The 14661-nt window shown below is 65.1% G+C and carries 14 protein-coding genes; 7 read left to right on the forward strand and 7 right to left on the reverse strand.

Annotated elements, in window-relative coordinates:
- Nucleotides 1–134: 134 nt before the first annotated feature.
- Nucleotides 135–1124: a hypothetical protein gene (locus BM002_RS07640; protein ID WP_217641161.1), complete on the reverse strand. Its 990-nt coding sequence runs from the start codon at nucleotides 1122–1124 to the stop codon at nucleotides 135–137.
- A gap of 326 nt (nucleotides 1125–1450) precedes the next feature.
- Between BM002_RS07640 and BM002_RS07645 the strand changes: the two genes are divergently transcribed.
- The 5 genes from BM002_RS07645 to BM002_RS07665 all read left to right on the forward strand — a co-directional run bounded on the left by BM002_RS07645 (nucleotide 1451) and on the right by BM002_RS07665 (nucleotide 5014).
- Complete coding sequence (locus BM002_RS07645; protein ID WP_139212309.1) at nucleotides 1451–1654, forward strand: hypothetical protein; 204 nt, start codon at nucleotides 1451–1453, stop codon at nucleotides 1652–1654.
- Nucleotides 1655–1926: 272 nt separating this feature from the next.
- Nucleotides 1927–3153, forward strand: a complete 1227-nt coding sequence (locus tag BM002_RS07650; RefSeq protein ID WP_092779178.1) for an MFS transporter — start codon at nucleotides 1927–1929, stop codon at nucleotides 3151–3153.
- A gap of 30 nt (nucleotides 3154–3183) precedes the next feature.
- Nucleotides 3184–3834, forward strand: a complete 651-nt coding sequence (msrA, locus tag BM002_RS07655; RefSeq protein WP_092779179.1) for a peptide-methionine (S)-S-oxide reductase MsrA — start codon at nucleotides 3184–3186, stop codon at nucleotides 3832–3834.
- A gap of 92 nt (nucleotides 3835–3926) precedes the next feature.
- On the forward strand, nucleotides 3927–4145 hold the full coding sequence (locus tag BM002_RS07660; protein ID WP_092779180.1) for a hypothetical protein: 219 nt from the start codon (nucleotides 3927–3929) through the stop codon (nucleotides 4143–4145).
- Between the two features lie 149 nt (nucleotides 4146–4294).
- Complete coding sequence (locus BM002_RS07665) at nucleotides 4295–5014, forward strand: DUF2726 domain-containing protein (protein WP_092779182.1); 720 nt, start codon at nucleotides 4295–4297, stop codon at nucleotides 5012–5014.
- 3 nt (nucleotides 5015–5017) lie between these two features.
- Here the strand turns inward: BM002_RS07665 and BM002_RS07670 are convergent, their stop codons facing one another.
- Both BM002_RS07670 and hemB read right to left on the reverse strand, forming a co-directional pair.
- Nucleotides 5018–5515 carry a BrnA antitoxin family protein gene (locus BM002_RS07670; protein WP_092779183.1) on the reverse strand — a complete coding sequence of 166 codons (498 nt, stop codon included), beginning with the start codon at nucleotides 5513–5515 and terminating at the stop codon, nucleotides 5018–5020.
- Nucleotides 5516–5753: 238 nt separating this feature from the next.
- Nucleotides 5754–6749, reverse strand: coding sequence for a porphobilinogen synthase (gene hemB, locus BM002_RS07675; RefSeq protein WP_092779185.1), 996 nt, complete (start codon nucleotides 6747–6749; stop codon nucleotides 5754–5756).
- 122 nt (nucleotides 6750–6871) lie between these two features.
- Between hemB and BM002_RS07680 the strand changes: the two genes are divergently transcribed.
- The gene (locus tag BM002_RS07680) at nucleotides 6872–7399 is read left to right on the forward strand and encodes a component of SufBCD complex (RefSeq protein WP_245749171.1); all 528 of its coding nucleotides are present in this window, start codon (nucleotides 6872–6874) and stop codon (nucleotides 7397–7399) included.
- 54 nt (nucleotides 7400–7453) lie between these two features.
- On the forward strand, nucleotides 7454–10933 hold the full coding sequence (gene mfd, locus BM002_RS07685; RefSeq protein WP_092779187.1) for a transcription-repair coupling factor: 3480 nt from the start codon (nucleotides 7454–7456) through the stop codon (nucleotides 10931–10933).
- 15 nt (nucleotides 10934–10948) lie between these two features.
- On the opposite strand, the gene BM002_RS07690 is transcribed toward mfd, so the two are convergent.
- From BM002_RS07690 to ruvB, 4 genes are all read right to left on the reverse strand, one after another.
- Entirely contained in the window at nucleotides 10949–12112 is a 1164-nt protein-coding gene (locus BM002_RS07690; protein ID WP_092780462.1) for a multidrug effflux MFS transporter, read from the reverse strand.
- 86 nt (nucleotides 12113–12198) lie between these two features.
- Nucleotides 12199–12846 carry a DsbA family oxidoreductase gene (locus BM002_RS07695; protein WP_092779189.1) on the reverse strand — a complete coding sequence of 216 codons (648 nt, stop codon included), beginning with the start codon at nucleotides 12844–12846 and terminating at the stop codon, nucleotides 12199–12201.
- A 150-nt stretch (nucleotides 12847–12996) separates the two neighbouring features.
- A complete protein-coding gene (locus tag BM002_RS07700) occupies nucleotides 12997–13326 on the reverse strand; it encodes a hypothetical protein (protein WP_092779191.1) in 330 nt (109 codons plus the stop codon).
- A 288-nt stretch (nucleotides 13327–13614) separates the two neighbouring features.
- Nucleotides 13615–14637, reverse strand: coding sequence for a Holliday junction branch migration DNA helicase RuvB (gene ruvB, locus BM002_RS07705; RefSeq protein ID WP_092779193.1), 1023 nt, complete (start codon nucleotides 14635–14637; stop codon nucleotides 13615–13617).
- Between the last annotated feature and the right edge of the window lie 24 nt (nucleotides 14638–14661).

Below are 14661 nucleotides of genomic sequence, written 5' to 3' on the forward strand. Positions count from 1 at the left end.
TGGGGTCGTGGAACGGGGGGCTAGGTCAGCTCTGCGGGACAAAGGGTGATTTCGCTGCTATCGCATCGGTGGCTGCTTTCCAGGGTTCACTTACAATTGGGATAAAGTTCTGCAACGTTGCGGTGCGCGCTGCATTAGCACGCCCAGTCAAATGCAAAAGTTTTCAAATCAAGTTGTGCATTCCCGCCGCCAAAGTTGAAGTTACCGAAATACTCCTCAAATTCGATGTAGTGCGCGCCCATATGCGGAACTGCTTGCTGCGGAAACATCGTGCCACCAAGGTGGCATGGCCTTAGATTTTTGACCCAGTCAGGTCTTTGATAATTCTCATCATATGGCATGATGTAGTCGTCGTGTCCAACCGCCTTACCGCCATTGGGGTCATCCTGACGCGGCCTCAGCACAATGGGAACACGGTGATCCACCCTTTTTTCAGGCATGCCGCCAATGCTGCGATATTTAAATCCTTTGGTCAATTTCTCTAGATCCAAGTATTCCCTTTCCAGCCCTAAGAGGGACGCAGCGCCACCGATCCGCATCCATTGGGGTTCTATCGTATTTGCCAGCAATGGATTTGTCGCTATGTTTGGTACTGCGCAAGCAGACCCTGCCAGTTCGGCGGCTGTCAGCGGAATGACCGCAAATTGGCATCCCAAAACATCTTTCATCCGATGCAACAGTGGATGCGCATTTTGAGCATGGTCCCAGAAAGTCCGAAGATGGGGGTCCTCTGGTTGCGGCGTAGCAGGTGAAAGAATGATTTCCCGCAATCCATCTGTGCACAGTGGCACACCATCGTTGTGATCAGCGGCGGTTCCGAAGAAACTGATAGCAACAATGTCGGGCCCGCGTACCTTGAACGCATCAGGCAAACGCAATGTGAACCCGTGCTGTAGCGGATAGCCAGACTCTGGATCAAGCGGCCATTGGATTGGGGTAATCCCTGGGGGCAGTCCAAAACACCACCCAGCAACTGCGGGGTGCGCTGGATCGGCACCCGGATCAAGCGTCAAGTCGTAGGCAGTCAGAGCTGGATCCAGATCATCTGGCAATGGCGGACGCGAAGGCGTCACAATATTTACAAGAGGCGGCTTGGATAACTTCGATATGAGACGTTTGAACATCTTCGTCGATTTAACCCTTATCAAGATGCATGATTGTATCAGATTTCTGAGCAGCCTGAAAGTCGACATTCGTTCAAAGCGGAGCATCGATCTTTCTGGTCTCGAAGCTGACCTTTGCGGCAGCCCAGCCAAACCGCCTTTCGCTCAAACCGCCAAGCCGTCACACCTTCGCATCCCCCGTCCAGGCCAAACGCCCCACGATGGACATCCCCCCGGCCCCGCGCGTAGCTCTGTCAGGTGCACGGGCCGCACCGTCCCGACCCCACCCACTTGCCCGTCTGCGGAAACCGGAGACAGGCCCAAAACACAAGACCCCCGGATCAATGATGACCTCCGTCAATTCCCGCGCTTTCTGCGCCCTCATCGCTCTGGCGATTGCGATGACACCGACGCTTGGCCGGGCCGACTCCACCCTTGCCTTCGATCCGCCCGAAGAAGTCGCCGTCAATGTGCGCACCGTCGCCGCCGGGGATGACCCCGAAAACCGCGCCATCGGGATGATCGTCCCGATCCGGGGTGGTGGAGGCTGAGACCGGCCCCGACAGGTCTCGTGAAAAAAGGCAGGCAGCATTCGCCACCCGCCTTAACACTTGTTAACCTCTCACGTGAGGATGGATATAGCGCGTCACACAGGACGAAAGTGTGGCGCGTGCCCATCAAATGGAGGACGCGGCGACGCGCCCCCGGGGCCAGACCCGTCATGCGCCGGCCTTCGTTTCCACTTTGCATCGCCCGACCGGGGCACGCGCGGGCACCCGCACGCACTCTGGACGGGACGAACCGACAGGCGTAGGCCGATTTCATGCAAAGCCTGTCCCTCTCCGAAGCCGCCCATCTGCCCGTCTGGCGACGGCCGCAGGCGCTCTTGATCCTGATGGCGATCATGATGCCGGTGGCCTTCGCCACCTGGTCGGCGCTGCTGAACAACTTCACCAAGGAGGTGGCGGGCTTCGACGGCGCCGACATCGGCCTGCTCCATTCGATCCGCGAGATCCCCGGCTTCCTCGCCGTCGGCGTCATCCTCGTCATCATGGTCATGCGCGAACAGGTGCTGGCGCTGACCTCGCTCATCCTTCTGGGCGTGGCCACCGCGCTCACCGCGCAATTCCCCTCCCTCGCGGGACTGCTGACGATCACCTTCCTCAGCTCCGTCGGCTTCCACTACTACGAGACCGTCAACCAGAGCCTACAGCTCCAATGGCTCCCCCGCGACCGCGCGCCCCAGATGCTCGGCATCCTGCTGGCCGTAGGCTCCGGCGCGACCTTCGTCGCCTATCTCGCCATCGTCACCACCTGGCGCACCTTCGATCTCAGCTATGACATCGTCTACTGGATCGCGGGCGGCACCACGGCGGTCATGGCCGCCCTCGCGCTCCTCGTCTTCCCCCAATTCGACAGCCCGCACCCCCAGACCAAGGAATTCGTCCTGCGCCGACGCTACTGGCTCTATTACGCGCTGCAATTCATGTCCGGGGCCCGCCGCCAGATCTTCATCGTCTTCGCCGCCTTCATGATGGTCGAACGCTATGGCCTCGAGGTGCACGAGGTCACCGCGCTCTTCATGGGCACCCTCGCGATCAACATGATCACCGCCCCGCTGGTGGGACGCGCCGTGGGCCACTTCGGCGAACGCTCCGCTCTCATCATCGAATACACCGCGCTCGGCACGATCTTCCTGCTCTACGCGGGGCTCTATGCCTTCGACTGGGGCGTCTGGGTCGCGGGCGGGCTCTACATGCTCAACAACCTGTTCTTCAGCCTGGCCCTCGCCATCAAGACCTACTTCCAGAAAATCGCCGACCCCGGTGACATCGCCCCCACCGCCGCCGTGGCCTTCACCATCAACCATATCGCCGCCGTGGGCCTGCCCTTCGGCCTTGGGCTGATCTGGCTGGCTTCGCCCATGACGGTCTTCCTGCTGGCCGCGGGCATGGCCGCCATCTCCCTCGGCCTGTCGCTTCTGGTGCCCCGCCATCCCGCCCCGGGGCACGAGACGACGCGCGCCCGTCCTCTGGCAGTGGCCGAATAACGCCCCATATAGACGACAAAGGAGACGCCCATGTTCAATCTGATCCGCAAGAAATCCGAGATGGTCACCCCCGACGCCGCCCTGCCGGGCCGCGCGACTCCGATCCCGACCGCCACGACACACCACGTCTTCGGCACCCCGCTGTCCAACACCGTGCCCGACGGCATGGAAGAGGCGATGTTCGGCATGGGCTGCTTCTGGGGGGTCGAGCGGATGTTCTGGAAACTTCCGGGCGTCCACATGACCCTCGTGGGCTATGCCGGCGGCTACACCCCGAACGCCACCTACGAAGAGGTCTGCTCGGGCCGCACCGGCCACAACGAAGTCGTCCGCGTGATTTACGACCCCGCCGTCATCACCTACCAGGATTTGCTCCGCACCTTCTGGGAAGGCCATAATCCGACGCAAGGCATGCGGCAGGGCAACGACACCGGCACGCAATACCGCTCGGGCATCTACACCTATTCCGACGCCCAGATGCAGGCCGCCACCGCCAGCCGCGACGCCTTCGCCCCCCGCCTGACCTCCGCCGGTCACGGGGCCATCACGACCGAAATTCTCCCCGCCCCCGACTTCTACGCGGCCGAGGCTTATCACCAGCAGTATCTGTCCAAGAACCCGGGCGGCTATTGCGGCATCGGCGGCACCGGCGTGACCTGCCCCATCGGCGTCGGGGCCTGACATCGGGGCGCGTCCCGGAAACGATCGCGCCACGAATGCTCCCAAATGCTGCCGCAGGGCCATGGCCTATTCCGGTAAACACGGAGTACACCATGACCCTGCTGACCGCAATCGCCCCGCTTCTCGACGGCCAGACCCTGCTGATCCTGGGCCTGGCCCTCGCCGTCATCCTGACCAGCTTCGCGGTGGTGCAGTCGAACGCCCGCGTCCGCCGCCACATCGAACAGGACGAAACCCGGCGCAAGCACCGCCTCCAGCACGACCGCGCCGCCCAGATCGTCCGCCCCGCCCCCGACCAGACCGCCGCCTGATACGGCCCGTAGGGCGGGGTTCACCCCGCACCGCCCCAGACGACGCGGCCCCCGTTAACACCTTGGGCACGCGCCACGACGATTTGCCCGGAATTCTTCCTACTCCTGCCCCGGATGCATGGCCTTCTGCCGGAAACCCGGAGCCCGCCATGATCTCTTCCTCTCTCATTCTGTTCATCTTCGGAGCCTTCGCCGGCCTCGTCTTCATGACGTTTGCGGTCATTGACATCATGGCCAAGGTCAAGGCCCGGCGATCCAAGGCCGAAATCCGCCGCCAGCGCCGCCATCACCAGGCTGAACTGACCCGCGAACGACAGGCCCATGCCGCCGAAATCGCCGCCCTGCGCGAACAGCTGCGCGACCAGCACGACGCCGTGAAACCCTTCGACGCCATCGCCGCCTCCCGGATCGAGCGCATGCGACTGATGAACCGGGGCGAATACCGGCTCTACCGCGTGCTTATGAAAGCCGTTGCAGACCTTCCCACCCAGACCCTCGTCTGGCCCCAGATCCCCATGGGCGAAGTGCTGCGCATCGTCCCCTCCTGCGGCACCGAGGCCCAACGCCGTCGCGCCTCGCAGGAACTGCAATGCAAGCGTTTCGATTTCGCGCTGACCGATCCGATGGGCCACCTCGTCGCCGCCGTCGAATTGCAGGGACAGGGCCACTACCAGGGCACCGCGGCGTGGCGCGACCAGATCAAGCAGGCGCTTCTGAAACAGGCCGGTATTCCGCTGATCGAGGTCTTCCCCGAAGACACCGACGCACAGATCGCGCGCAAACTGGACGCCGTCCTCGGACGCAGCCGCCCCGCCATCACGGCCCGGCCTGTCCGGTCGGCCCCGGTCAAGCCGCTCGCCGCGACCTGATCCTCACCCCACATAACGCGCCGACAGGAAATCCAGCCGCTCCGCCTCCTTGGCCGTGAACGGCTTGCCCGTCTTGTCGGCTTCGACGATCCGCCAGGTCAGGGCGATCATCTCCTCCATGTCCGTCATCATCCGCTGCACCTCGATGCGACGGGTCGCGGGGCTCGGGCGCGGCTTCTCCATCCAGGTCTCGCGGTATTTCCCCGCCAGATCGCCATGCCGGATCAGCCCGGCCAGGCGCGCCAGCATGAACGACCGCAGCACGGAATTCATCCGCGGCCCGTATCCCGCCCCCATCGACTTGAAGAACCGCACCACATCAGCATCCAGCCGCAGGGTCATCCGCGTCTTCGGCGCGCCCTTCGCCTCCCAGATCTCGCGCCATTCCGGCGGCAACCGCCCGGCCCGGCCGACCGCGTCGTGCATGTCCCATTCGAACCGCTCCATCGCGGCGATCATCTCGTTCTGGTGTTCGGTCTGCCTGCTGCCCAATCCGGCCATCTCCGCCTCCTCAGCGCTGAAACGACCGAACTTTCTGCCAGAGCAGTTAACGAAACCCTAAGACGCGCCGCCCGTCTGTACGGGGGGTGTACAGGGGGTGTACCGGGGGTGCCTGTGACAAAAACACTACGCTTCATGGGCTTGTCGGCAACACCAACAGCGGGGCCCGGAAAATCGCGCCCCCTTCTCTGCTTTGCAAATACTCCGGGGGGTCCGGGGGCCGGCCCCCGGCCTCGCCCTACTCCCAGCCCGCCCGGATCAGCGCCGCCGCCTCGGGCGCGAAATAGGTCAGCACCCCGTCGCAGCCCGCCCGCCGGAACGCCATCAGGCTCTCCATCATGGCTTTCTCGCCGTCGATCCAGCCATTGCCCGCCGCCGCCCGGATCATCGCGTATTCGCCGCTCACCTGATAGGCGTAGGTCGGCACGCCGAAGGTTTCCTTCACCCGGTGGCACAGGTCCAGATAGGGCATCCCCGGCTTGACCATCACCATGTCCGCCCCCTCGTCGAGGTCCCGTGCCACGCAGCGTAGTCCCTCCTCGGCGTTGAACGGGTCCAGCTGATAGGTCTTCTTGTCGCCCTTGAGCGCCCCGGACGCGCCCACGGCATCGCGGAACGGGCCATAGAAGGCGCTGGCGTACTTGGCCGCGTAGGACATGATCGTCGTGTCGATATATCCCGCCCCTTCAAAGGCTTCGCGCATGGCGGCGATGCGCCCGTCCATCATGTCGGACGGCCCCAGTATGTCGGCCCCCGCCTCGGCTTGGGCCAGTGCCATCTTCACCAGCGCGGCCACGCTCTCGTCGTTGACGATGACCCCGTCGCGCACGATGCCGTCGTGTCCCTGGGCGTTGTAGGGGTCGAGCGCCACATCGGTCATGACGGCGATATCGGGCACCTCTGCCTTGATCGCGCGGATCGCCCGGTTCGACAGGTTCTCGGGGTTCCAGGCCTCCTCGCAGAGGTCGGTCTTGAGCGACGGGTCGGTATAGGGGAACAGGCAGATCACCCGGATGCCCGCCGCATGGGCCTCGGCAGCAGCCTCCACCGTCAGGTCTACCGAGCGCCGGATCACGCCGGGCATGGAGGCGACCTCCTGCGTGATGCCCTCGCCGTCGCAAACGAAAACCGGCCAGATGAGGTCGTCCGTGGACAGCCGATCCTCGCGCACGAGGGCGCGCAGGGCGGGGGTCCGGCGAAGGCGGCGAAGGCGGGAAGCGGGCGTGAACGTCATGATGCACCTTTGTGACACCTTGCATCGGTGGCATGACCTGCCGTCACAATCAACCACCCCCACCTTGCCATTCCCCACCCCCCCGGGCGACATGGGCGGACGAGCAATTTGGACGGCGACCCTTGGATTTCTTCTTCCTGAAAATGGCGAGCGAGACGATCGATCTGCGGTCGTTCTCGAACCTGTGGTTCTGGATCGCACTGGCGGTACTGTGGTCGACGGCGTCGCATTGGGTCATCGGCGTGCCCTTCGACATGGTGCGCCGCGCGGCCAAGGGGCACGAACAATCGCTGATCGACATGCAGGCGCTGGCGACGATCCATGCGCGACGCCTGCTGTTCATCGCGAACGAGACGGGCCTGATCACCACCGCCTTCACGTTCTTTGCCGTCACATCCCTGGCTTTGATGGGCTTTCTCTATCACATCGAATTTGCCCAGGCGATCCTGCTGCTGTTCCTGCCGATGTCGATGGTCGGCTATGTGACGCTGCTTTCGGCGCGCAAGGTCGAGGGGCTGGAGCCCGAGGATCTGGGCAACCTTCTGTTCCGGACCCGCCGCACGATTCAGTTCATCGGCGTCATCTCGATCTTCATGACCTCGATGTGGGGCATGTGGGTCAATACCAACGCGAATGTCCTGGGCGGCTGACGCGCGTCACGGCATCGGTTGACACCGGCCCCCGGTCGCTTACCTGAGGGCCTCATGTCCGACACCTCCCGTCCCCTCCCCGAAGGTCACATCCGCGTCGGCGGCGCCCCCGAGGGGTTCGACGCCCGCGTCCTGCTGCGCGAGCTGGAGAAGGGCAAACCGGTCGTCCATGTCGCCCGCGACGACAAGCGGGCCGAGGCGATGGCCGCCGCCCTGCGCGCCCATCAGGGGGGCGTGACGGTCCTGCGGTTCCCGGCCTGGGATTGCCTGCCCTACGACCGGATGTCGCCCGCGGCCGAAGTCAGCGCCACGCGCATGGCGACCCTGACCGCGCTGGCCCACGGGTTCACCGGCAAGTTCATCCTGTTGACCACCCTTGCGGCGCTGACCCAGAAGCTGCCCGCCAGGTCCGTCCTGAAAGGCGCCGGATTTGCCGCCCGCCTGAACCAGCGCATCGACGAGGGGGCGCTGCGCGATTTCCTGGTCCGAATGGGGTTCAGCCAGACGCCGACCGTGATGGAGCCGGGCGACTGGTCCCCCCGGGGCGGCATCATCGACATCTGGCCCCCCGGCCAATCGCAGCCCGTCCGCCTCGACCTGTTCGGCGACACGCTCGACGGATTGCGCCGGTTCGACCCGGCGACTCAGCGCACGACCGATCAGCTCGAGATGATCGAACTGGCCCCGGTGTCCGAAGTCATCCTGGACGGCCCCGCGATCACCCGCTTCCGCCAGAACTACCGCATCGAATTCGGCGCGGCGGGCACCGACGATCCGCTCTATGAGGCGGTCAGCGCGGGGCGCAAGGCGCAAGGCATGGAGCACTGGCTGCCGTTCTTTCACGAGACGCTGGAGACGATGCCCGACTACCTGTCGGATGCGGCTTTCGTCCTCGATGACGGCAGCTTCGGGCACCATGCGGACCGGTGGGTGCAGATCACCGACATGTACGACAACCGGCGCGAGGCGATGATGGCCAAGGGCCGGGTCGACAGCGTCTATAAGCCCGCAGCACCCCAGGGGCTCTATCTGTCGCCCGATGCGCTGGAGACGGCATTGGGCAAGGTGCGGTGCCTGCATCTGTCGCCCCTGCCTGCCGCCCCCGGACCCGGTGTGATCGACGCGGGCGGACGGATCGGGCGCAGTTTCGCGCCCGAGCGGCAGATGGAAAACGTCAGCCTGTTCGCCACTCTGGCCGACCACATCGCCGAAAAGCGCACCGAGGGCGGCGTCGTCATCGCCAGCTATTCGGGCGGGGCGCGCGAACGTCTGCAAGGCCTGCTGCAGGATCAGGGCGTGACCGGGGCCAAGGCGGTCCGGCGCCTGGAGGAGGTCGCCAAGGGCGAGGTCGGGCTGGCCGTCTGGGCGCTGGACCGCGGATGGGAAGGGCCGGTCGGCAAGCACCGACTGACCGTCATCAGCGAACAGGACGTGCTTGGCGAACGTCTGATCCGGGGCAAGAAGAAGAAGCGCCGGGCCGAGAATTTCCTGACCGAGACGCAGACGCTTTCGGCGGGCGATCTGGTCGTGCACGTGGATCACGGCGTCGGCCGGTTCATCGGTCTGGAGACGGTGACGGCGGCCGGTGCCCCGCACGAATGCCTGGCACTGGAATACGCCGGGGGCGACCGGCTTTTCCTGCCGGTCGAGAACATCGAACTTCTGTCGCGCTATGGGGCCGAAGAGGGCCTTCTGGACAAGTTGGGCGGCGGCGCCTGGCAGGCCCGCAAGGCCCGCCTCAAGGAACGGATCCGCCAGATCGCGGAACGCCTGATGCGCATCGCGGCGGAACGCGCGCTGCGCAAGGCCCCCATTCTGGAACCACCGCACGACATGTGGGAAAGCTTTGCCGCCCGCTTCCCCTATGAGGAGACGGACGACCAGTTGCAGGCCATCGAGGATGTGGCGACCGACCTTGCCTCGGGCCGTCCCATGGACCGGCTGGTGGTGGGCGACGTGGGCTTCGGCAAGACCGAAGTCGCGATGCGCGCCGCCTTCATCGCCGCCACCTCGGGCAAGCAGGTCGCCGTCATCGCGCCCACGACCCTTTTGGCCCGCCAGCACGCCAAATCGTTCCAGGACCGGTTCCGGGGCCTGCCGATCACGGTGCGGCAATTGTCGCGCTTCGTGACGACGAAACAGGCGAACGAGACCCGCGCAGGCATCAGCGACGGCACCGTGGACATCGCCATCGGCACCCATGCCCTGCTGGCCAAACAGGTGAAGTTCGCCAACCTCGGCCTTCTGGTCATCGACGAGGAGCAGCACTTTGGCGTGACCCACAAGGAACGGCTCAAGGAAATGCGCTCTGACGTGCACGTCCTGACCCTGTCGGCGACGCCCATTCCGCGCACGTTGCAGATGTCGCTGACCGGAGTGCGCGATCTGAGCATCATCGGCACCCCGCCCGTCGACCGGCTGGCGATCCGCACCTATGTCTCCGAATTCGACACGGTTCAGGTGCGCGAGGCGCTGCTGCGCGAACACTACAGGGGCGGGCAGAGCTTCATGGTCGTGCCCCGCATCACCGACCTGCCCGACATGGAGGCCTTCCTGCGGGAGCAATTGCCGGAACTGACCTATGTCATCGCCCACGGCCAGCTTGCCGCCGGTGACCTCGACGAGCGGATGAACGCCTTCTACGACGGCAAGTACGACGTGCTGCTGTCCACGACGATCATCGAGTCGGGCATCGACATCCCGACCGCGAACACCATGGTCATCTGGCGCGCCGACATGTTCGGGCTGAGCCAGCTTTACCAGATCCGGGGCCGGGTCGGGCGGTCGAAGGCGCGGGCCTATGCCTTCCTGACGACGAAACCGCGCGCCAAGCTGACCACGGCGGCGGAACGGCGGCTGAAGGTTCTGGGGTCCATCGACGCACTCGGCGCGGGCTTCAACATCGCCAGCCAGGACCTCGACCTGCGGGGCGGCGGCAACATCATCGGCGAGGAACAGTCGGGCCATGTCCGCGAAGTCGGATTCGAGCTGTATCAATCCATGCTCGAAGAGACGATCGACAAGCTGAAGCGCGGGGAGGCCGACCTGCCCGACGCGCTGTCCGACGATTGGTCGCCACAGATCAACCTGGGCGTGCCCGTTCTCATCCCCGAGGATTACGTGCCCGACCTCGACACGCGGCTTGGCCTTTACCGGCGGCTGTCCGGTCTGGACCGCAAGGTCGAGCTGGAGGGGTTCGCCGCCGAACTGATCGACCGCTTCGGCAAGCTGCCGCCCGAGGTCAATGTCCTGCTGCGCGTGGTGCGGATCAAGGCGCTCTGCAAGGCGGCGGGCATCGAAAAGCTGAACGTCGGGGACAAGGGCGCGACGGTGGCTTTCCATCAGAACCGCTTTGCGCGGCCCGAAGGTCTGGTCGATTTTATCAAGGGCGCAAAGGGTGCCGCCAAGATCAAGGGCGACAAACTGGTCGTCCTGGGCGATTTCGCCGCCGAGGCGGAGCGGATCAAGGGCGCCTTCGCCATCGCCCGAGATCTGGCCGTGCATGCCGGGGCCGCCAAGCAGAAAGCGGGCTGAGGACCAGAAATCGGCTCAGATCGCATCCTCGGACAATTTGCGCGACAGGAAGAGCGCCGCGATGGCACAGAGCGCGACCCCAAGGGTCAGCGGAAGGGGCGTGCCGTTGAACGCAAGGCCGATCGGTGCCGCAACCGACGCCCCGACGATGGTCGCTACCGCCGAGATGACCGAAGACGCCATGCCCGCGATGTGGCCCATGGGCTGCATCGCCAATGCGTTCAGGTTGCCGATGGTCAGCCCGGCCAAGGCGAAGCTGCCGACCTGCCAGACCACGAAGACGGGAAACCGCAGGCCATCGGGCAAGAGGCCGGACATCCAAAGAGCGGCGAGCATCAGCGACAGCACCAGATGCGCCGCCAGCGCCCGCCGCAGGATCCAGATCATCCCCATCCGGACGACGAGCCGTGCGTTCAGGAAGGACGCGGAGGCCGAGAGGACAGCCACGATCCCAAACCAGATCGGAAAGCTGTCGGCGCGGTCGAAGGTCACGGCATAGATCTGCTGCACGCTCGCAATCGTCGCAAACAAGATGCCGAAGACCAGCGACTGGACGATAATGGCCCGCCGCACGTTCGAATGCCGGGCGACCTCGGTCAGGGCGAGGCGCAGGCGGGTCGCGTTGAGCGGTCGGCGGCGCTCGGGCGCCAGGGTCTCGGGCTGGCGCAGCATCAGCCATGTGGCCGATACCCCGGAAAACACGACGAAAGCCCAGAAGATCGCGCGCCAGCCGAAGCCCGCGATGATCCCCGCCCCGATCAGCGGCGCGATGGCGGGCACCAGCGTGAAGACGATCATGACGAAGGACGACACCCGCGCCATGTCGCGTCCGGCATAGAGATCGCGGATCATGGCCATCGCGGCGACGCGCGGCCCGCTTCCCCCGATGCCCTGAAGGAACCGGGCGATCAGCAGGAACTCGAGGCTTGGGGCGAGAGTGCAGAGGATGGCCGCAACGCTATAGAGGATCGCCCCACCCACCATGACAGTTTTGCGCCCGAGGGCATCCGACAGGGGACCGACGAAAAACGTGCCCGTTCCCATCCCGAACAGGAACATGACGATCACGAGTTGCGCCCGGTTCGGATCTGCGGGCGACAGCGCGGCCCCGATTTCGGGCAGGGCGGGCAGCATCGCATCGATGGAGAAGGCGATGGTGGCCGTGATCATCGCGATCATCGCGACGAACTCGGGCAGTGACAGCGCCGGTCGGCTTGTCGCGGTCGGGCGCGGTGGCACCTCGGGCGGTGCCTCGGGGCGGCTCGTCACGCCTGCCTGGCCTTCAGTTGCGCGGTGATTTCCTCGATCACCTGACCCCAGAGATGGGGCGGCTGCGCCCCCCGCAGCACATGCTGGTTGTCGATGACGAAGGTCGGCACGCCGCTGACGCCCCGATCCCGGGCATGGGCATCGCGCGCCTGGATGTCGGCGGTGTCGGCATCTGACGCGAAAAGCCGAGTCAGCATGTCGCGGTCCAGCCCGCAGCCGACACCGAGGTCGATAAGGGTCGGAATATCCCCGATATCGAGGCCCTTCTCGAAATAGGCCTCGAACAGGGCCTGGACGACGGGTGTCTGCCGCTGCTCCAGACCCGCCCAATGGATCAGGCGATGCGCGTCAAGGGTGTTCGGGGTCTTGGCGATCCCTTCGAAATTGATGGACAGGCCGGCATCGGCGGCTGCCTCGACAACGGGCGCATAGGCGCGGACCGCCCCGTCCTTGCCGCCGAATTTCCCTTCGAGATAGGCGCGGCGATCCATCCCCCCGCGCGGCATGTCGGGGTTGAGCTGAAACGGGTGCCATTCCAACGCAAAGGGATGGTCGGGGTGCTTTTCGAGCGCCCGAAACAGGTGCGCCTTTCCAATGTGGCACCAAGGGCAAATCGGGTCGGACAGGATGTCGAGCTTGATCAAGGGAGGCCTCGCAATCGTCTTTCGGCGACCGTAGTCCCGTGCCCTGCCCGGCGAAACCCCCAAGGTTGACGGGGCGACGTCCCGTCACGGCGAAGCCCCGCCCCGGGCAAATGCCGGGGCGGGGAACGGTCAGAAGTGAGACGGGGGTAATTATTCGTTTTCGGCGGATTCTGCTCGGATGGCCGCGAAGATATCGGCACCGACCGAGGCCTTGCTGCCGTAGGAGGTGGCCCGAACCTGACCGCGCAGGTCGCTGGCCCGGTCGGCGTCGGCGTTGAAGTGCATGTAGACCTCCGATGCGGCGCCCGAGCGGGTCGACACGACCGTGGCTTGGTCCAGCTTGACGTTCTCGAGGATGATACGGTCGCCACCTTCGAGGTCCTGGTTGAAATGGGCGATCGCGGCGGCGCTGTCGGCCATTGCGGGCACGGCGGCCAGAGTTGCGACGGCGACGAGAGCGGAAGTGATGATGGTCTTCATGGTCTTGATCCTTGGCGTTGCGGTGGACCCTGATGTGTTTGCGGGTCCGGTTGCGGTGATGTCGGGGCGCGCTGCCCTTCCGATGACCTCAACATGACGAATCAATTAATCACTTGATATGCACGGATGCGTGAGAATTACTGGATATTCGCGCGCTGACGCACAGGCGGGCGATACAGGCGCACCGCCCTCACGTTCCGTGATCCAAGCCTCGCGGGGCCGTGACCCGAGGGTGGAAAACCGCAACATAACGTGCCGAATCCCAGATTGCCGCGGAAAGACCGAATCTCAGGAAAAGAGGTCGTCCTCGGCCTGCGGCGCGTCGAGACCCAGATGAGTCCAGCCCTTTTGCGCCAGCATCCGCCCGCGCGGGGTCCGCGCGATCAGGCCCTGTTGCAGCAGATAGGGCTCGATTACCTCTTCCAGCGCGTCGCGGCTTTCCGACAGGGCCGCCGACAGCGTCTCGATCCCGACGGGTCCGCCGCCATAGTTCTCGGCGATCAGGGTCAGATACCGACGGTCCGCACTGTCGAGGCCCAGGTGGTCGACACCCAGACGCGTCAGGGCGCGGTCGGCGATGGCCTGTGTGACGCGGCCGTCGCCCTCGACCACGGCGAAATCCACCACGCGGCGCAGCAGACGCCCGGCGATCCGCGGGGTGCCCCGGGCACGGCGCGCGATTTCCTCCGCGCCATTGTCGGTGGCGGGCGCGCCCAGAAGCCGGGCGGCGCGGGTGACGATCTGGTGCAATTCGGCGGTAGTGTAGAATTCCAGCCGGGTCGGAATGCCGAACCGGTCACGCAGGGGCGTCGTCAGCAGGCCAAGGCGGGTGGTGGCCCCGACCAGGGTGAAAGGCTGAAGCTCGATCCGGACGGTCCGCGCGGCCGGCCCCTCACCGATCACGAGGTCGAGGGCATAATCCTCGAGCGCGGGATAGAGGATTTCCTCGACCGCCGGGCTGAGCCGGTGGATCTCGTCGATAAAGAGCACATCCTTGGCTTCGAGGTTGGTCAGGATCGCCGCCAGATCTCCCGCCTTGGCCAGCACCGGGCCGGACGTCATCCGAAAACCGACCCCCAGTTCACGCGCCATGATCTGCGCCAGTGTCGTCTTGCCCAATCCGGGCGGGCCGTGGAACAGGACGTGGTCCATGGCTTCGCCGCGCCGCCGGGCGCTTTCGATGAAGATGCCGAGGTTGGCGCGGGCTTCGGACTGGCCAATGAATTCCGACAGGGTCTGGGGGCGCAACGCCTTGTCATCCGGCGCATCGTCCGGGGCTTCGGGGTCCAGCAGAGGGTCGCGGTCGATCATGTGGTCAGCCCCTGTGTTCGGCTT

This window comes from Jannaschia pohangensis (assembly GCF_900113875.1).
Classification (GTDB): Bacteria; Pseudomonadota; Alphaproteobacteria; order Rhodobacterales; family Rhodobacteraceae; genus Jannaschia; species Jannaschia pohangensis.